Source organism: Streptomyces sp. MUM 2J, from assembly GCF_022414535.1.
Taxonomy (GTDB): Bacteria; Actinomycetota; Actinomycetes; order Streptomycetales; family Streptomycetaceae; genus Streptomyces.
Map to the genome: position 1 here is coordinate 84,327 of NZ_JADWYM010000013.1, position 18,076 is coordinate 102,402.

14 protein-coding genes, 1 pseudogene and 1 riboswitch are annotated in these 18,076 nt (G+C 71.6%); of the genes and pseudogenes, 13 read left to right on the forward strand and 2 right to left on the reverse strand.

Annotation, left to right across the window (positions count from 1 at the left end; translation table 11 throughout):
• Window positions 1–52: 52 nt before the first annotated feature.
• The 13 genes and pseudogenes from I3F54_RS14170 to I3F54_RS14230 all read left to right on the forward strand — a co-directional run bounded on the left by I3F54_RS14170 (window position 53) and on the right by I3F54_RS14230 (window position 14,534).
• Window positions 53–843: pseudogene (locus I3F54_RS14170) on the forward strand (helix-turn-helix domain-containing protein).
• 8 nt (window positions 844–851) lie between these two features.
• Window positions 852–1,055, forward strand: coding sequence for a DUF397 domain-containing protein (locus I3F54_RS14175; RefSeq protein ID WP_240119089.1), 204 nt, complete (start codon window positions 852–854; stop codon window positions 1,053–1,055).
• 293 nt (window positions 1,056–1,348) lie between these two features.
• Entirely contained in the window at window positions 1,349–1,996 is a 648-nt protein-coding gene (locus I3F54_RS14180; RefSeq protein ID WP_240119090.1) for a SurA N-terminal domain-containing protein, read from the forward strand.
• 322 nt (window positions 1,997–2,318) lie between these two features.
• A complete protein-coding gene (locus tag I3F54_RS14185) occupies window positions 2,319–3,395 on the forward strand; it encodes a nucleoside triphosphate pyrophosphohydrolase (RefSeq protein WP_240119091.1) in 1,077 nt (358 codons plus the stop codon).
• The gene (locus tag I3F54_RS14190; protein ID WP_240119092.1) at window positions 3,392–4,888 is read left to right on the forward strand and encodes a cytochrome P450; all 1,497 of its coding nucleotides are present in this window, start codon (window positions 3,392–3,394) and stop codon (window positions 4,886–4,888) included. The genes I3F54_RS14185 and I3F54_RS14190 overlap by 4 nt, the downstream gene beginning before the upstream one ends.
• Before the next feature lie 216 nt (window positions 4,889–5,104).
• Window positions 5,105–6,256 (forward strand): transglycosylase family protein, encoded by a 1,152-nt coding sequence (locus I3F54_RS14195; protein ID WP_240119093.1) that lies wholly within the window; start codon window positions 5,105–5,107, stop codon window positions 6,254–6,256.
• Between the two features lie 197 nt (window positions 6,257–6,453).
• Window positions 6,454–6,623, forward strand: a riboswitch (cyclic di-AMP (ydaO/yuaA leader).
• A 4-nt stretch (window positions 6,624–6,627) separates the two neighbouring features.
• The gene (locus I3F54_RS14200; RefSeq protein WP_240119094.1) at window positions 6,628–7,335 is read left to right on the forward strand and encodes a transglycosylase family protein; all 708 of its coding nucleotides are present in this window, start codon (window positions 6,628–6,630) and stop codon (window positions 7,333–7,335) included.
• A gap of 371 nt (window positions 7,336–7,706) precedes the next feature.
• The gene (gene eno / locus I3F54_RS14205) at window positions 7,707–8,993 is read left to right on the forward strand and encodes a phosphopyruvate hydratase (protein ID WP_240119095.1); all 1,287 of its coding nucleotides are present in this window, start codon (window positions 7,707–7,709) and stop codon (window positions 8,991–8,993) included.
• Window positions 8,994–9,091: 98 nt separating this feature from the next.
• Complete coding sequence (locus I3F54_RS14210; protein ID WP_240119096.1) at window positions 9,092–9,568, forward strand: septum formation initiator family protein; 477 nt, start codon at window positions 9,092–9,094, stop codon at window positions 9,566–9,568.
• 23 nt (window positions 9,569–9,591) lie between these two features.
• Window positions 9,592–10,122, forward strand: a complete 531-nt coding sequence (locus tag I3F54_RS14215; RefSeq protein ID WP_240119097.1) for a DUF501 domain-containing protein — start codon at window positions 9,592–9,594, stop codon at window positions 10,120–10,122.
• A complete protein-coding gene (locus I3F54_RS14220; RefSeq protein ID WP_240119098.1) occupies window positions 10,119–11,060 on the forward strand; it encodes a Ppx/GppA phosphatase family protein in 942 nt (313 codons plus the stop codon). Before I3F54_RS14215 ends, I3F54_RS14220 begins: the two co-directional genes overlap by 4 nt.
• Before the next feature lie 444 nt (window positions 11,061–11,504).
• Window positions 11,505–12,887, forward strand: a complete 1,383-nt coding sequence (locus tag I3F54_RS14225; protein ID WP_240119099.1) for an NAD(P)/FAD-dependent oxidoreductase — start codon at window positions 11,505–11,507, stop codon at window positions 12,885–12,887.
• A 354-nt stretch (window positions 12,888–13,241) separates the two neighbouring features.
• Window positions 13,242–14,534, forward strand: a complete 1,293-nt coding sequence (locus I3F54_RS14230; RefSeq protein WP_240119100.1) for a cyclopropane-fatty-acyl-phospholipid synthase family protein — start codon at window positions 13,242–13,244, stop codon at window positions 14,532–14,534.
• Window positions 14,535–14,587: 53 nt separating this feature from the next.
• On the opposite strand, the gene I3F54_RS14235 is transcribed toward I3F54_RS14230, so the two are convergent.
• Entirely contained in the window at window positions 14,588–17,119 is a 2,532-nt protein-coding gene (locus I3F54_RS14235; RefSeq protein WP_240119101.1) for an ABC transporter permease, read from the reverse strand.
• Entirely contained in the window at window positions 17,119–17,892 is a 774-nt protein-coding gene (locus tag I3F54_RS14240) for an ABC transporter ATP-binding protein (protein WP_240119102.1), read from the reverse strand. The genes I3F54_RS14235 and I3F54_RS14240 overlap by 1 nt, the downstream gene beginning before the upstream one ends.
• Window positions 17,893–18,076 lie beyond the last annotated feature (184 nt).

Below are 18,076 nucleotides of genomic sequence, written 5' to 3' on the forward strand. Positions count from 1 at the left end.
TGTGCGTACGGCGTTGCCGATCAGCTCCGCACCGATCAGCTCGGCGAGGCGGATGAGGCCGTGGACGGGCTCACGGCCCCGTGAGGCGGCGGCCCTGCTCGGGGCAGGGCGAGTGCAGATGAGCCACATCGAGTCCGGGCTCACAGGCGTCAGCAAGGAGCGGTTGCTCCGCCTCGCGTCGCACTACGCCTGCACGGATGAGGAGTTCATCGACGCTCTCGTCGCCGTGGCCACCGACCGGACGCGCGGCTGGTGGGAGGAGTATCGGGGTTGCTGCCCACGTCGTTCCTCGATCTGTCCGAGCTGGATCACCATGCCCGGTACCGGCGTGACGTGGCCGTTCTGTTTGTGCCCGGACCCTTGCAGACCGAGGTGTACGCCCGGGCGCTTCTCGCCAACCGTGTTCCGGAACTCACCCGGGAAGAGCAGGAGTTGCGAGTCCGTCATCGGGTGGCGCGTCGGGTGATCATCGAAGGGCCTGCCCCGATCCCCTACGAGCTGGTGATCCACGACGCCGCTCTGCGGATCATGGTCGCTGATCGTGACGCCTCAAGGGCGCAGCTGTCGAGGATCCTTGACCCTTCGGAAGCCGATCACATCACGATTCGAGTCATTCCCTTCGAGCTCGAAGGCTCTACCAGGGCTGGTTACACCATGACGTACGTCGGCGGCCCGGTCCCCAAGCTCGACACGGTGGTGCGCGACGTGCCCCACGGCTCCGCCTTCATCGACTCCGAAGCCATGCTGGGCGTCTTTCGAACGCGCTTCCGTGAGATTGGGGAAGTCGCACGTGCCCCTGACCATTCGCGCGATTTCATCCACAAGTTGGCACAGGAACTGTGAGGCACCCGGTGACCTTCCCTCGCACGTGGCGCAAGTCGTCCTACTCCGATGCCGACGACGGCAACGACTGTGTGGAGGTCGCCCGCCACATCATCAGCGTCTCCGTCCGCGACTCCAAGGCCCCCGGGCGCGCCGTCCTCACGTTCCCGGCGGAAGCCTTCGCCTCGTTCGTCGAGGCGCTGAGGACGACCGAGTCCGAGGGGCCGGCGTGAGGCCGACGGCGGTGTTCCGTCCGTGACGACCCGCTGATCCACGGGGACCTTCCCCACCGCTGTGGCGATCGAGGCCGGGCGGGCCCCTGGGCTGCGCACCCTCCGCATCGACAGGGTGCGGGCCACGCCCCGGGACGGGTCGTGGGCGCCGTCGTGGTGGGGTGCGCGGCGCGGCGGTGCCGGAAGTGGCGGTGAATCGTTGGTCGAATGGGTTGGCCTGAGCCTGCCCACTGCCTACCATCGATCACCGCAAGACCTTGTGCACCGCCGCACAATCTCCTCGGGAGGTTTCCTTGCACCGCCGCCGTCGCACCGCGCTCCTGCTCACCGCCGTGATCGCTGCCGCGGCGCCCCTCCTGACCGCCTGCGGAAACGACGGGCATGCAGGCGCGGCGGCCGTCGTCGGCGATCAGCGGATCACCGTCTCGGAGCTGGAGAGCCGGGTGAACGAGGTGCGTACGGCGCAGCGCGAGGCGGTGCCGGACGAGGCCCAGTACGCGCGCGTGGTCTCCGGCACCGGCGGGATCGCCCGCGACACGCTGCACGGCATGGTCCTGGACCGGGTGCTGCACCGCGCGGCCGAGGACGCGGGTGTCACCGTCAGCCGCAGGGACGTGCAGCAACTGCGGGACGAGCTGGAACGCCAGACCGGCGGGGCCAAGGCGCTGGAGACCACGTGGCTCCAGCAGTACGGCGTGCCGCCGCAGCGGCTCGACGACAACCTGCGGCTCCAGGTCGAGGCGCAGAAGCTGGCCTCCGCACTCGGTACCCAGACCAACCAGCCCGCCTTCTGGGCGGCGCTGTCGAAGGCGTCCAAGGAACTCGACGTAGACATGAACCCGCGCTACGGGAGCTGGGACGTGGAGAAGGTCGGGCGCGTGGACGCGAAGACCCCGTGGGTGCGCGAGGTGACCGCGAGCCGGCAGCAGGGCACGGCCTGACGCGGTAGCGCGACGGCACCGCCCCACGGGGCGCACCGGCCGACGGCCGTCCGACGACCGGGCCGTCCCGACCGCGCCGGACGACGGCCGCAGGGGGCTTTGGGCGTGACGTCGGCCGTGACGGGAGAATACGGACGCGTCCCGGCGCGCGGGATCTCCCGGGCGGTAGGCCTGCTGTCCCGCGGCCGGCCCGTCCCGCAGGCCCCCCGACCGGCAGGTTCCGGCCGCTCGCGCGGCGAGCCGGGCATCCCGTGCCTGTGGACAACGAGCATCCCTGTGGACAACCGGGGGGCCTGTCGTCCTCGTGCGTTACGTTCGGAGCGTGAACCCGAACATCCCCGCAGCCGCTGAGCCCGGCCCCACACGGCCCGGCCGCGTCGTCCTGCTCACCACCAGCCACCGCGTCGCCCCCGGCCTGCTGTCCTGGCCGGCCTGGCAGGCGCTGCGCGCGGCCGACCGCGTGGTGTGCGCGGACGGCACCCACCCCCAGGTGCCGTACCTGAAGGAGGCGGGGATACGGGTGGAGGAGGCCTCCCCGACAGCGGAGGAACTGGCCGGGTACTGCGCCGGGGGCCGCACGGTCGTGGTCGTGGCCTCCGGCGAGGGGGAGCCGGCGCTCACCGACGGGCTCGCCCGGCTCGCCGGGTCCGGACGGGTGGCCATGCCCGAGCTGGAGCTCCTGCCCGGGGCCTACGACCTGCCCGGTGCCCGGCTGCTCGACCTCGTGCAGGTCATGGACCGGATCCGTGCCGAGTGCCCCTGGTCGTCGCAGCAGACCCACGAGGGACTGGCGAAGTACGCCGTCGAGGAGGCGTACGAGCTGGTCGAGGCGATCGAGGACGGCGACCGGGACGAGCTGCGCGAGGAACTGGGGGACGTCCTGCTCCAGGTCGTCTTCCACGCCCGGATCGCCGAGGAGGACCCGGAGGAGCCCTTCTCCGTCGACGACGTGGCCGGAGGGATCGTCGCCAAGCTCATCCACCGCCACCCCCATGTCTTCGGGGAGGAGACGGCCACCACCCCCGAGGAGGTCAAGGCGCACTGGCTGCGCACCAAGGCGGCGGAGAAGCAGCGCACCTCGGTCACCGAGGGCATCCCCCTGCAGCAGCCGGGCCTGGCCCTCGCCGCGAAGCTCGCGGCACGTGCGCGGACGGCGGGACTGGACGTGCCGTTGCCGAAGGGGGAGGGCCTCGGCTACGAGCTGCTGGCGCTGGCGGCGCATGCCGGCACCGAGGGCACCGACCCGGAGACCGCCCTGCGCGCGGCGGCCCGCGCCTACCGCGACGCCATCAGGGCGGAGGAGAACCGCGTGGCGCAGGAGGGGGCGGCCGGCGCGGGGCCCCGCCCCGGCCACCGGGACCCCGAGGCCCACCTGCATGCGGATACCGTCGACGAGTGACCGACCAACCCCAGCCCCACCATCCCGCGCCCGGCGGCATGCCCGGAGCGTCCCCGTCACACGACGCCGCACCGTCACCGGGCCCCGGATCCGGTGCCACGCCCGACCCCGCTCCGACGCCCGACCCCGCACCCGCCCCCGCACCCGGCGCCACGCCCGCGCCGGGCCCCGGATCCGAGGCCGACCCCGCCCCCGCGACGGGCGCCCCCACCGCCCACCTGTCCACCCCGGCACCCGTGCCCGAACTCTTCTCCTGGGAGTTCGCCGCCGACCCCTACCCCGCCTACGCCTGGTTGCGCGAGCATGCGCCCGTGCACCGGACGCGGCTGCCCAGTGGGGTGGAAGCCTGGCTGGTCACCCGGTACGCGGACGCCCGGCAGGCCCTTGCCGACCAGCGGCTCAGCAAGAACCCGGCGCACCACGACGAGCCGGCGCACGCGAGGGGCAAGACCGGCATCCCCGGCGAGCGCAAGGCCGAGCTGATGACCCATCTGCTCAACATCGACCCGCCGGACCACACCCGGCTGCGCAGGCTGGTCAGCAAGGCGTTCACGCCGCGCCGGGTGGCCGAGTTCGCGCCGCGCGTGCAGGAGCTGACCGACCGGCTCATCGACGGGTTCGCGGCGCGCGGTTCCGCCGACCTCATCCACGAGTTCGCCTTCCCGCTGCCCATCTACGCCATCTGCGACATGCTCGGCGTCCCGCGCGAGGACCAGGACGACTTCCGGGACTGGGCGGGCATGATGATCCGCCACGGAGGTGGTCCGCGCGGCGGGGTGGCGCGCTCCGTGAAGAAGATGCGCGGCTACCTCGCCGACCTCATCCACCGCAAGCGTGCCGCCCTGCCCGCCGAAGCGGCCCCGGGCGAGGACCTCATCTCCGGCCTCATCCGCGCCTCCGACCACGGCGAGCACCTCACCGAGAACGAGGCGGCGGCGATGGCGTTCATCCTTCTGTTCGCCGGGTTCGAGACGACCGTCAACCTCATCGGCAACGGCACCTACGCCCTGCTGACCCACCCCGCGCAGCGCGCCCGCCTCCAGGAATCCCTCGGGGGGAGCGGGGGCCTGCTGGAGACGGCGGTCGAGGAACTCCTGCGCTTCGACGGCCCCGTGGAACTGGCCACCTGGCGGTTCGCCACGCAGCCCCTGACCCTCGGTGGGCAGGACATCGCCGCGGGCGACCCGGTCCTCGTCGTCCTCGCCGCGGCGGACCGCGACCCTGCCCGCTTCGCCGATCCCGACACCCTCGACCTGTCCCGGCGCGACAACCAGCACCTCGGTTACGGCCACGGCATCCACTACTGCCTCGGCGCGCCGCTCGCCCGCCTGGAGGGCCAGACCGCGCTGGCCACCCTGCTGACGCGGCTGCCGGACCTGCGGCTGGCGGCGGATCCGGCCGATCTGAGGTGGCGTGGGGGACTCATCATGCGCGGACTGCGCACCCTGCCGGTGGAGTTCACGCCCACCGGGGAGCCCGCGGCGCGACGCTGACACCCGGGCCGGGCTCCGGCACCCGAGCCGACGGCGGAACAAGGGGCCCACCGCCGGGCTCACATGACACCCACTCATCAATTCTGTGATCTTCACGTGATCTGCGCGGCATTAACTTGTGACAAGTGATCGACTGCCGATACGTTCACTCGACAGCACGGCACTCGGCCGCAGTGCCTGCCGTGCCGTCACTGCTGCCTCGGGAAAGGTCCCCGCATGCTCTCCGGGAACGGTCGCCACCGTCGCCCCCGCCAGGCTCCCGCCCTCCTCGTCGCGGCCGGCGTGACCGGTTCCGCCATCGCCATCCCGCTCCTCGGCGCCACCGGCGCGAGCGCCGCGGACGGCGGCACCTGGAACAAGGTGGCGGATTGCGAGTCCGGTGGTTCCTGGAGCCTGAACGACGGCAACGGCTTCTACGGCGGGCTGCGTCTGACGCTGGACGACTGGGACAAGTACGGCGGCCTGGAGTACGCGGAGCGGCCCGACCTGGCCAGCCGGTCCCAGCAGATAGCCGTCGCCGAGAGGGTCCTCGCGGACCAGGGCGTCGGCGCCTGGCCCGCCTGCGGCGCGCCGTCCGGACTCACGCTGGACTCCGGGGCGGCGCAGGTGGACACGGGCGTGGCGGGCGACGCGCCGGGTTCTTCCGGCTCCTCCGGTTCTTCCGGTTCTTCCGGCTCCTCCGGCTCCTCCGGCTCATCCGGTTCCTCCGCTCCCTCGGGCTCCTCGGACCCGGGCAAGCCGTCCGGCTCCACGGGCTCCGCCGGGCCCTCCGATTCATCCGGTACGTCCGGTTCAGGTGGCTCATCCGACTCCGGTGATTCCCCCGGTGTCTCCGGTTCCTCCGCTTCGCCCGAAACGACGGAGTCGCCCAACTCCTCCCACCCCGGTGGATCCTCGACGTCCGACACCGGTGCCGCCGGTGCGGACTCCGGCACCGGTGCGACCTCCGCTCCGGGCGACCCGGCCGGTGAGCCCTCGCAGGGAACCGGCCGTGCCACCACGGTCGGCCCGAACCATGACGACTCGGACAACTTGCCCCGACCCGCAGGTGCTTCGAGCCTGGTCGACACGGGTGCCCTCGATGCCGGAGGCCGGGGCGCCGGCCGTCACCGGGGCGCCGGCGCCGACGAGGAGGCCGCCGGCGGGGGTCCCGCCGTCGCGTCCACCGGCCGGCACGCCGTGCCCGCCGACGGCGGAGATGCGGCCGGCGGTTCGTACACCGTGCGGGCCGGTGACAGCCTCTGCTCCATCGCCGACTCCCTTGGCGTCGACGGCGGATGGCGCCGCCTGTACGCCGAGAACCAGGGCGCGATCGGTGCCGACCCCGGCCACATCGTCCCCGGTCAGACCCTGCGCGTCGGTGCCTAAAGGGGCGAAAAGCGGCGGGAGTTGACATCCTGTTTCGCGCTTAATGTCCGGTTTGGCGAAAGTGTGGGATGAGTCTCAGAAGCCCTGATCGTCTTTGAAATTCGACGAAGCGCATGTCTACGGTCAGGACCGCTCGTCACCGCGAGCCCCGGTCGCCGCAACGCCGAGTCCTGCCAGCGGCTGCACGGGAACAGTCGTCGCGTCTAGCGCCGTAGGCAGGAGCGGGGGACCCAAGGTAAGTGCCGTGCCGGGCAGTTGATCCGGAGCGGCTTGGGGTGAAGCCGTGCTTCCCGACGGGAGGTGCGGCCGGGCAACTCAACCGGCCCGAACCCGACAGCTCACCTCGCAGGCGTCGGTGAGGGGATCGATCCATGCTGTTCTCCGGCAAGGGCAAGCACCGTCGTCCGTCCAAGGCCACCCGCGTCATCGCCATCGCCGGCGTCACCGGCGCCGCCGTCGCCGCCCCGCTGCTTGCGGTCGGCAACGCCTCCGCAGCCACGGCCTCCGAGTGGGACGCGGTCGCCCAGTGCGAGTCCGGCGGGAACTGGTCCATCAACACCGGCAACGGCTACTACGGCGGCCTGCAGTTCTCCGCCTCCACCTGGGCCGCGTACGGCGGCACCCAGTACGCCGCCCGTGCCGACCTCGCCACCAAGTCGCAGCAGATCGCGATCGCCGAGAAGGTTCTCGCGGGCCAGGGCAAGGGTGCCTGGCCGGTCTGCGGTACGGGCCTGTCCAGCACGCCCTACTCCGGCTCCGTGAGCGGTTCGTCCAGCAGCTCCCAGAGCAGCTCCCAGGGCACCGCGACCCAGCGTTCCACCGGCGGGACCGCCTCCCGCTCCACCGAGCGCCCGGCGCAGCAGGCCGCCCCCAAGGCCCACAAGACCGTCACCACCCCGACCGGCAAGAAGGTCAGGAAGGGCGACGGCGAGTACAAGGTCGTCAAGGGCGACTCCCTCAGCTCGATCGCCGAGAGGCACAAGGTCAAGGGTGGCTGGAAGAAGCTGTTCGACCTGAACAAGGACATCATCGAGGACGCCGACCTCATCTACCCGGGCCAGCAGCTGCACCTGAAGTAGGCGCACCGGCCCCCGCAGGGCCCTGCCCGCCCGCGCCCGGGGCCTGCCATCGGCCCGCGGGTCCCAGGGCCCCCACAGCTCCCCGCCCCGGCGCGTCTTCCCCCGTACGCGCCGGGGCGGGGTGTCGTCGTCTCCTTCTGTCCGTCCGCCTGTGCCGCCTTCCCGGCCCGCCCCCGCGCTTCACCCGTTGTTCACCCCGAACCGGCACCCCCTTTTGTTCCGAAGGGAAACAATGGGTACGGTCACTGTGTCCAAGGGCCGGTCGGTCGGCTGGCCGATGGCCCCGGGGCGGTTAGGCTCTAGTCGCGAGGCTCTGCACGGGCCGACGGTCCACGTGCCCCGCACAACCAGCGTCACATCCCAAGAAGGAGATGCTCGTGCCGTCCATCGACGTCGTCGTAGCCCGGGAAATCCTGGACTCCCGAGGCAACCCCACGGTCGAGGTCGAGGTCGGCCTCGACGACGGCAGCACGGGTCGTGCCGCCGTCCCGTCCGGCGCCTCCACCGGCGCCTTCGAGGCCGTCGAACTCCGCGACGGCGACTCGAACCGCTACCTCGGCAAGGGTGTGGAGAAGGCCGTCCTCGCGGTCATCGAGCAGATCGGCCCGGAGCTGGTCGGCTACGACGCCACCGAGCAGCGCCTGATCGACCAGGCGATGTTCGACCTGGACGCCACCGACAACAAGGGCTCCCTCGGCGCCAACGCCATCCTCGGCGTCTCGCTCGCCGTCGCGCACGCCGCGGCCGAGGCCAGCGACCTTCCCCTGTTCCGCTACCTGGGCGGCCCGAACGCGCACCTGCTGCCGGTGCCGATGATGAACATCCTGAACGGCGGCTCGCACGCCGACTCCAACGTGGACATCCAGGAGTTCATGATCGCCCCGATCGGCGCGGAGTCCTTCTCCGAGGCCCTGCGCTGGGGCGCCGAGGTCTACCACACGCTGAAGAAGGTCCTGAAGACCAAGGGCCTGTCCACCGGCCTCGGCGACGAGGGCGGCTTCGCCCCGAACCTCGGCTCCAACCGCGAGGCCCTCGACCTCATCCTCGAGGCCATCAAGGAAGCCGGCTACACCCCCGGCGAGCAGATCGCGCTGGCCGTCGACGTCGCTGCGTCCGAGTTCTACAAGGACGGCACGTACCTCTTCGAGGGCAAGGAGCGCTCCGCCGCCGAGATGACGGAGTACTACGAGGAGCTCGTCGCGGCCTACCCGCTCGTCTCCCTCGAGGACCCGCTGTTCGAGGACGACTGGGCCGGCTGGAAGGTCCTCACCGACCGGCTCGGCGACAAGATCCAGATCGTCGGTGACGACCTGTTCGTCACCAACCCCGAGCGCCTGGCCCGGGGCATCGAGGAGGGCAGCGCCAACGCCCTGCTCGTCAAGGTCAACCAGATCGGCTCGCTGACCGAGACCTTCGACGCCGTCGAGCTGGCCCAGCGCAACGGATTCAAGTGCATGATGTCGCACCGCTCGGGCGAGACCGAGGACGTCACCATCGCCGACCTGGCCGTCGCCACCAACTGCGGCCAGATCAAGACCGGCGCCCCGGCCCGCTCCGAGCGCGTCGCCAAGTACAACCAGCTGCTGCGCATCGAGGAGATCCTCGACGACGCCGCGGTGTACGCCGGCCGCAGCGCCTTCCCGCGCTTCAAGGGCTGAGCCGCAAAGGCTAAGGGCTCGCCCGTCGCACGTACGTCCCCGTACCCGGTCCCGTACCGTGTGCGGGGACGTACGCGCGTGTGAACGGGAGGCTGGACATGGCGGTGAAGGACCGGGACCGTTTCTCCACCGCGACCAGGATCCGGTTGCTGGGCGAGCAGACGGCGGCCCGGGTCTACCGTTCGCAGACCCGCCGCCAGGCGCGCCGTTCCCGTCTCACCGGCCGCGCGGCGCTGCTCGCCCTCGTCCTGTGCTCCCTGATCGTGGCACTCGCCTACCCGATAAGGCAGTACGTCTCCCAGCGCGCCGAAGTCGCCGACCTGCAGCGCGAGAAGCAGCAGGCTCAGGAGCGCGTCGAACAGCTGCGCGACCTCAAGGCGCGCTGGCAGGACGACGCCTTCGCCGAACAGCAGATCCGGCAGCGACTGCACTACGTGATGCCGGGGGAGACGGGATACGTCGTGATCGACCCGAGCACGGTGAAGCAGTCCCGCGCCGACCGCGGGGCGGCCGACCGCCCCTGGTACTCCAACGTCTGGGAGGGCGTCGACAAGTCCGACGCCCTCGACCAGTGAACTGATCCGATAGAAAGACAGGCATGGAAACGCCCCCGCCGACCACCCCGCGCACCGAGCCCACCGCCGCGGACGTCGAGGCCTTCAAGCAGCAGCTCGGGCGTCCGCCGCGCGGCCTGCGCGCGATCGCCCACCGGTGCCCCTGCGGCCGGCCCGACGTCGTCGAGACGGCGCCCCGGCTTCCGGACGGCACGCCCTTCCCGACGCTCTACTACCTCACGTGCCCGCGGGCGAACTCCGCGATCGGCACGCTGGAGGCCGGGGGCGTGATGAAGGAGATGACCGAGCGGCTCCGCACCGACCCGGAGCTGGCGGCCGCGTACCGCGCGGCGCACGAGGACTACATCCGGCGCCGCGACGAGATCGAGGAACTCACGGACTTCCCGAGCGCGGGCGGCATGCCGGACCGGGTGAAGTGCCTGCACGTCCTGGTGGCCCACTCGCTGGCCGCCGGACCGGGCGTGAACCCGCTGGGCGACGAGGCGATCGCCCTGCTGCCCGAGTGGTGGCGCAAGGGTCCCTGCGTGGTGCCGGACGCGGAGGGGACCGAGTGACCAGGGTCGCCGCCGTCGACTGCGGCACGAATTCCATCCGCCTGCTGGTCGCGGACGCGGACCCGGCCACCGGTGAACTCGTCGACCTGGACCGCCGCATGACGATCGTGCGGCTCGGCCAGGGCGTCGACCGGACCGGGCGGCTGGCCCCCGAGGCGCTGGAGCGGACGTTCGCCGCGTGCCGGGAGTACGCACACGTCGTCAAGGAGCACGGCGCCGAACGACTGCGGTTCGTCGCCACCTCCGCCTCCCGGGACGCGGAGAACCGCGACGACTTCGTCCGCGGCGTCATGGACATCCTGGGCGTCGAACCCGAGGTCATCAGCGGCGACCAGGAGGCCGAGTTCTCCTTCACCGGCGCGACCAGGGAACTGGCCGGCGCCGCACACGTGGCCAAGCCCTACCTGGTGGTGGACATCGGCGGCGGCTCCACGGAGTTCGTGGTCGGCGAGGAGCACGTGCGCGCGGCCCGCTCCGTCGACGTCGGCTGCGTGCGCATGACCGAACGGCACCTGGTGCGCGAGGGCACGGTCACCGACCCGCCCACCGCCGCGCAGATCACCGCCATGCGCGCCGACATCGAGGCCGCCCTGGACCTCGCCGAGCAGTCGGTGCCGCTGCGCGAGGCGCGCACCCTGGTGGGGCTGGCGGGCTCGGTGACGACGGTCTCGGCGATCGCGCAGGAGCTGCCCGCGTACGACTCCGCGCGGATCCACCACTCCCGGATCTCCCGCGACACGGTCCACGGCATCACCGAGTGGCTGCTGCACTCCACGCACGCCGAGCGCGCGGCCGTGCCGTCGATGCACCCGGGCCGGGTCGACGTGATCGGGGCGGGCGCCCTGGTGCTCCTGTCGATCATGGAGCGCACCGGTGCGGAGGAGGTCGTCGTGAGCGAGCACGACATCCTCGACGGCATCGCGTGGTCGGTGGCGTAGCTCTCTTCTCTTACTCGCGGGTAGCCTCCGGTTGAGCAGCCCGGATACCGTATGAGCGGCCCGCAGGGGCCCTTCGGGGCCCCGCGGTGACGCGCCGCCGGGAAAGTTCGTGAAGTTCTTCACAAGGATTTCGGCCCTGTCGGTGCGCGAAAGAGGGCCTGTTGGCCCTTTCGGGGGACGAAGAGAGCTTTGAACATGTTCAGAAGGGCTCGGTACGAGCCCTTCTGGTCACGTCTCCGGGAGGGTGTTCCAGCAGACTCACAGCCACCCGTGTCGCCTAGAGAGGCAGCTCACGCGGCGTTGACAACGGTCATCGGGGTGCGGCGGTTCCCGTCGCGCACCATGATCTATGTCACGCGGGCCGCGGAGTGTAGCACAGGGCCTACGCATGCTTGTGAAGGGGCGCACGAGCCACCCCCTCGGAGCGGGTGGATACTCGATGGCATGAGCACCACGGAGCGTCCCAGGATCCTCGTAGTAGGCGGTGGGTACGTAGGCCTGTACGCAGCTCGGCGCATCCTCAAGAAGATGCGCTACGGCGAGGCGACCGTCACGGTCGTCGACCCCCGGTCGTACATGACCTACCAGCCCTTCCTGCCCGAAACCGCCGCCGGCAACATCTCCCCGCGCCACGTCGTCGTCCCCCTGCGACGCGTGGTCCCCAGGGCGGAGGTCCTCACCGGCCGCGTCACCACCATCGACCAGGACCGCAAGGTCGCCACCGTCGCCCCGCTCGTCGGCGAGGCGTACGAGCTGCCCTTCGACTACCTGGTCATCGCCCTCGGCGCCGTCTCCCGCACCTTCCCCATCCCCGGTCTCGCCGAGCAGGGCATCGGCATGAAGGGCGTCGAGGAGGCCATCGGCCTGCGCAACCACGTGCTGGAGCAGCTCGACAAGGCCGAGTCCACGACCGACGAGGACATCCGCCGCAAGGCCCTCACCTTCGTCTTCGTCGGCGGCGGCTTCGCCGGTGCGGAGACCATCGGCGAGGTCGAGGACATGGCCCGGGACGCGGCCAAGTACTACAAGAACGTGTCCCGCGAGGACATGCGCTTCATCCTCGTGGACGCCGCCGACAAGATCCTCCCCGAGGTCGGCCCCAAGCTCGGCCAGTACGGCAAGGAGCACCTGGAGAGCCGCGGCGTCGAGGTCTACCTGTCCACCTCCATGGACTCCTGCGTCGACGGCCACGTGGTGCTGAAGAACGGCCTGGAGGTCGACGCCAACACCATCGTGTGGACCGCCGGCGTCAAGCCGAACCCGGCCCTCGCCCGCTTCGGCCTGCCCCTCGGCCCGCGCGGCCACGTCGACTGCGAGCCCACGCTCCAGGTCAAGGGCACGGACTACATCTGGGCCGCCGGCGACAACGCCCAGGTGCCCGACCTCGTCGGCCGCAAGGCCGGCAACGAGAACGCCTGGTGCCCGCCGAACGCCCAGCACGCGCTGCGCCAGGCCAAGCTGCTCGGCGACAACGTCCTGTCCGGCCTGCGGGGCTTCCCGCAGCAGGACTACAGCCACGCCAACAAGGGCGCGGTCGCGGGCCTCGGCCTGCACAAGGGCGTCGCGATGATCGTCATGGGCAAGATGAAGATCAAGCTCAAGGGACGTCTCGCCTGGTACATGCACCGCGGCTACCACGGTATGGCGATGCCGACCTGGAACCGCAAGATCCGCATCTTCGCCGACTGGACGCTCGGGATGTTCCTCCGGCGCGAGGTCGTCGCCCTGGGCGCTCTGGAATCCCCGCGCGAGGAGTTCTACGAGGCCGCCAAGCCGGCCCCGGCGGTCCCCGCCGCCAAGACCGGGGAGAAGGCCAAGGCCTCCTGACCTCCGGTCACCCCTGAACAGCCCGAAGGGGCCGCCCGCCATCCGTGGTGCGGGCGGCCCCTTCGGTGTGCGCGGCACCCTGCGCCGCCCCCTGCCGGCCACCGGCCACCGGCCGCCGACCCGGCGCGAGCTGTCGTATCCAGCCGTCACCCCGCCCCGGCGCAGCGCACCGGGGCGGGCGCCTGGGCGCGCACCCGGGCCGGTCCCGGCCATCCGGGGGGCATCCGCCGTCGACCCGTGGATTTCGTCCGCATTTCGCTCGCATGCAACGCCGTGGCGGGACTGCCATCCGGGCATCCTGGTGTTTACGTGGTGACTGGACATCCGGGATCGCTCCTCACGGAGGTGTGCGCCATGGCTGACGCGGCGTCGAGACTGAAAGGCCTGATCGAACAGATGCTGGGAGCCCCGCTCCCGCTCCGCATCCGTGCATGGGACGGCTCGCAGTCGGGCCCGCCGGAGGCACCCGTGCTCGTCGTGCGGAACCGCCGGGCCCTGCGACGCCTGCTGTTCAAGCCGGGCGAGCTGGGGCTGGCACGGGCATGGGTGGCCGGTGACCTGGACGTCGAGGGCGACCTGTACGACGCGCTCGACCGAATGGCCGGGCTGGTCTGGGAACGCGGAGAGGACGCCCGCACCCTGCGCCAGGCGCTGCGGGACCCCGAGGTACGGGCCGCCGTCCGCGGGCTCGTCCGGCTCGCCGGGCTTCCCCTGCCGCCCGCGCCGCCCGCCGAGGAGGTGCGCCGAGGGCGGGGCCACCTGCACACCCGGCGCACCGACAAGCGCGCCATCAGCCACCACTACGACGTGGGCAACGACTTCTACGAGATCGTCCTCGGGCCGTCCATGGTGTACTCCTGCGCCTACTGGCCCGACCCCGCCGGCACACTGGAGAACGCCCAGCGCGACAAGCTGGAACTCGTCTGCCGCAAACTGGACCTGAAGCCCGGTCAGCGGCTGCTGGACGTGGGCTGCGGCTGGGGCTCCATGGCCCTGCACGCCGCCCGCGAGCACGGGGTGAGCGTCGTCGGCATCACGCTCTCCCAGGAACAGGCCGCCTACGCCCGCAAGCGCGCCGCCGGCGAGGGGCTGACCGACCGGGTGGAGATCCGGGTGCAGGACTACCGGGACGTGCGCGACGGACCCTACGACGCCATCTCCTCGATCGGCATGGCCGAGCACGTCGGCGCGGAGCGGTACCTGGAGTACGCGCGGGGCCTGCACGGCCTGCTGGCCCCCGGGGGACGGCTCCTGAACCACCAGATCGCCCGCCGTCCCCAGCACGACGAAACGGCCTACGACGTGGACGCCTTCATCGACGCCTACGTCTTCCCCGACGGTGAGCTCCAACCCCTCGGCACGACCGTCACCCAGCTGGAGCGCGCCGGGTTCGAGGTGCGCGACGTGGAGGCGGTCCGCGAGCACTACGCCCTCACCCTGCGCCGCTGGGTGGCCAACCTGGAGTCCGCCTGGGAGCCGGCCGCGCGGTCGGCCGGCGCCGGACGGGCCCGGGTGTGGCGCCTGTACATGGCGGCCTCCGCGCTGGCCTTCGAACACAACCGCATCGGCGTCAACCAGGTCCTCGCCGTGCGGACCCCGGAGCCGGGTGCCTCCGGGATGCCGCTGCGGGCCCGTACCTGGGCCTGACCGCGCCGGGGCTCCGTCCGCTCGCGGAACGGAGCCCCGCCGGGCGGGTGCGGTCACTCCGCGTTGATCGCCCGGAGCATGTTCAGGCGCGCCGCGCGCCGGGCGGGCCACAGGGCCGCCAGGACCCCGACCACCCCCGCCAGCAGCAGGAAGAGGGCCATCCGGCCCCAGGGCAGGACCAGCTCGTACGTCGGCATCTTCGCGCCGAGCAGTTCACCGGCCGCCCAGCCGAAGAACACGCCCAGGCCGATGCCGAGCACCCCGCCGAACAGGGAGATCACCAGCGACTCCAGGCGCACCATCCGCTTGATGCCCCGGCGGTCCAGACCGATCGCCCGCAGCATGCCGATCTCCTGGGAGCGTTCGAAGACCGACATCGCCAGCGTGTTGATCACGCCGAGGACCGCGACGATCACCGCCATCGCGAGCAGGCCGTAGAGCATGTTCAGCATCAGGGTGAACATCTGGGCGATGTCGTCGGAGACGTCCTTCCTGTCCTGGATCAGGATCGCCGGATTGGTGCCGAGGGCCTTCGCCAGCCGGTCCTTCGTCGCGTCCGAGGCGCCGCTCGCCGTCTTCACCATCACCCGCATGTCGCCGGCCGCCTGCTCCTGGTGCGGGGCGAGCGTGGCGGTGTCGAGCAGGATGCCGTGGATCATCTCGTTGCCGCGGTACACACCGGCCACCGTCAGCCGCTGTGCCGCACCGTCGGCGTAGTGGAGCGTGAAGGCCGAACCGGCCCGCCAGCCGTGCTGCTCGGCGGTGCCGTCGTCGACCACGACGCGCGTGCCGCCGATCGTGAAGGAGCCGTCGTCCACCGGCAGGTCGGTGAGCGTGCCGAAGGCGGCACCGTCGACGCCGGTCAGGAACTCGGTCCCGCCGTCGATCCGGGAGAGCGCGTTGCGCATCGGGCTGGTGGCGGTGACGCCCTCGGCCGTGCTCAGCGTCCTGCCGACCTCCTGCGACAGGCCGTTGCCGTTGGCCATGGAGACGACGTAGTCCGCGCGGATCGCCTCGGAGGCCATCCTGTCGACGGACGTCTGGAGGCTGCCCGCCATCACCGTCATCCCGGTGATCAGGGTCAGACCGATCATCAGCGCGGAGGCGGTGGCGGCCGTGCGGCGCGGGTTGCGCACCGAGTTCTGCCGGGCGAGCCGCCCGGACACGCCGAACACACGCAGCACCGGCGCGGCAGCCGCGATCAGCGGACGGGACAGCAGCGGCGTCAGCACGAAGACGCCGATGATCAGCAGGACGGCGCCGACCGCCATGGGAGCCTGGCCGCTGTCGCCGCCCATGCCGGTCGCGGCCAGCACGACGGCCACGCCCGCGGCGGAGAACAGGGCGCCGACGCTGTTGCGCAGCACCAGCGACCTGGTGGTCGCCGCGGCGTGGAGGCTGCTCATCGCGGCGACCGGGGGGATCTTCGCGGCACGGCGACCGGGCAGCCAGGCGGCCAGCACGGTGACGCCGACGCCGACGATCAGGGCCGCGGCGACGGTACCGGGCGTGACCACGAGGGGGCCCGCCGGGAGGTTCGCGCCGAGGGCGTCCATGAGCACCTTCAGCAGGACGCCGATGCCGATGCCGGCGGCCAGACCGGTCACGCCGGCCACGGCGCCGACCACGAACGCCTCGACCAGCACCGACCGCGTCACCTGGCGCCGCGAGGCACCGACCGCGCGCAGCAGTGCCAGCTCCCTGGTGCGCTGGGCGACCAGCATGGTGAAGGTGTTGGCGATGATGAACGTGCCGACGAACAGGGCGATGCCGGCGAAGACCAGCAGACCGCGCTTGAGTCCGCTCATCGACGAGGCGATGATCTCGGCCTGGTCGTCGGCGAGCCGGCGGCCGGTGGTCGTCTCGACGGCGTCCTTCGGCAGCGCCCGGTCCAGGGCCGACTTCAGCGCGTCCTGGGAGGTGCCGGAGGCGGCCCTGACGTCGATCTCGTCGTAGGTGCCCGTCTTGCCGAACAGTTGCTGCGCGGTGGCCGTGTCGAACAGGACGAGGCTGCCGCCGGCGGCCACGTTGCCGTCGTCGGTGGTGAAGACACCGGCGACGGTGGGGGTCAGGACCGGCCCGTCGACGGAGACGCGCACGGTGTCGCCGACCTCGTACCCGGCGCGCCGGGCGGTCTCGGAGTCGATGAGCACCTCGCCCTTGCCGGACGGGGCGTGGCCGCCGACGAGTGGGTACCGCGGGTCTTCGGTGCCCCAGTAGTTGCCGCCCTGGGACTGGAAGCCGCCACCGATCAGCCGGCCGTCCTTGTCGGCGATCGCGGTGAAGCCGTTGACGACGCCGATCGCGGAGGCCGCGCCGTGAACCGCGGCGCTCCGGTCGAGCAGCGCCTGGGTCAGCTCGGGCGCCCTGCCGACGGTGTCGCCCTCGGACGCCCGGGCCCGCGCCCGTACGGCGACGTCGACCTGGTCGAAGCCCTTGGCGGAGCTGTTCTGCAGGGCGCGGGAGAGGGTGTTGGTGAAGACCAGCGTCCCCGAGACGAACGCGACGCCGAGCATGACGGCGAGCACGGTCATCAGCAGGCGGGCCTTGTGCGCGAGGACGTTGCGCAGTGCGGTGCGGAACATCAGCTGGTGCGGCCCTTCGCGTCGAACTGCTTCATGAAGTCCAGGACGGTGTCCGCGGTGGGCCGGATCATCTCGTCGACGATGCGGCCGTCGGCGAGGAAGACGACCCGGTCGGCGTAGGCCGCTGCCACCGGGTCGTGGGTCACCATGACCACCGTCTGGTCCAGTTCGCGTACGGAGTTGCGCAGGAAGCCGAGAACCTCGGCGCCGGAGCGGGAGTCGAGGTTTCCGGTCGGCTCGTCACCGAAGATGATGTCCGGCTTGGCGGCGAGGGCGCGGGCGACGGCGACGCGCTGCTGCTGGCCGCCGGAGAGCTGGGAGGGCCGGTGGCTCAGGCGCCCGGACAGGCCGACCATCCCGATCACCGTCTCCAGCCACTGCTGGTCCGGCCTGCGGCCGGCGATGTCCATGGGCAGGGTGATGTTCTCCAACGCGGTCAGCGTCGGCAGCAGGTTGAACGCCTGGAAGATGAAGCCGATCTTGTCGCGGCGCAACTTGGTGAGCTGCCGGTCCTTCAGCGAGCCCAGCTCGGTGTCGCCGATGCGCACCGAACCGGAGGAGAAGCTGTCCAGCCCGGCCACGCAGTGCATGAGCGTGGACTTGCCGGAGCCGGACGGGCCCATGATGGCGGTGAACTCGGCTTGCCGGAACTCGACGGAGACCCGGTCGAGGGCGACCACCTGGGTCTCGCCCTGGCCGTAGATCTTGGACAGGTCCGTGGCTCGGGCGGCCACGGTGGCCGCGGTCCGGCCGGCGACGGGTGTGGTGGTCACGGGAAGGCGCTCCTAGCGGTACGACGGTCGGGTGAAGGGGACGCGATCCATCGTTCCGGCCGTGCGCCGCCGTGGAGTCAGCCGCTGTTCCGGTTCCCGGGGCAGACTCCGGTCGGACCCCGCTGGGCCGTGTCATACCTGGGGATGACGCCCGCCCCCGAGGACCGTCGGCCGGACGGCCGAC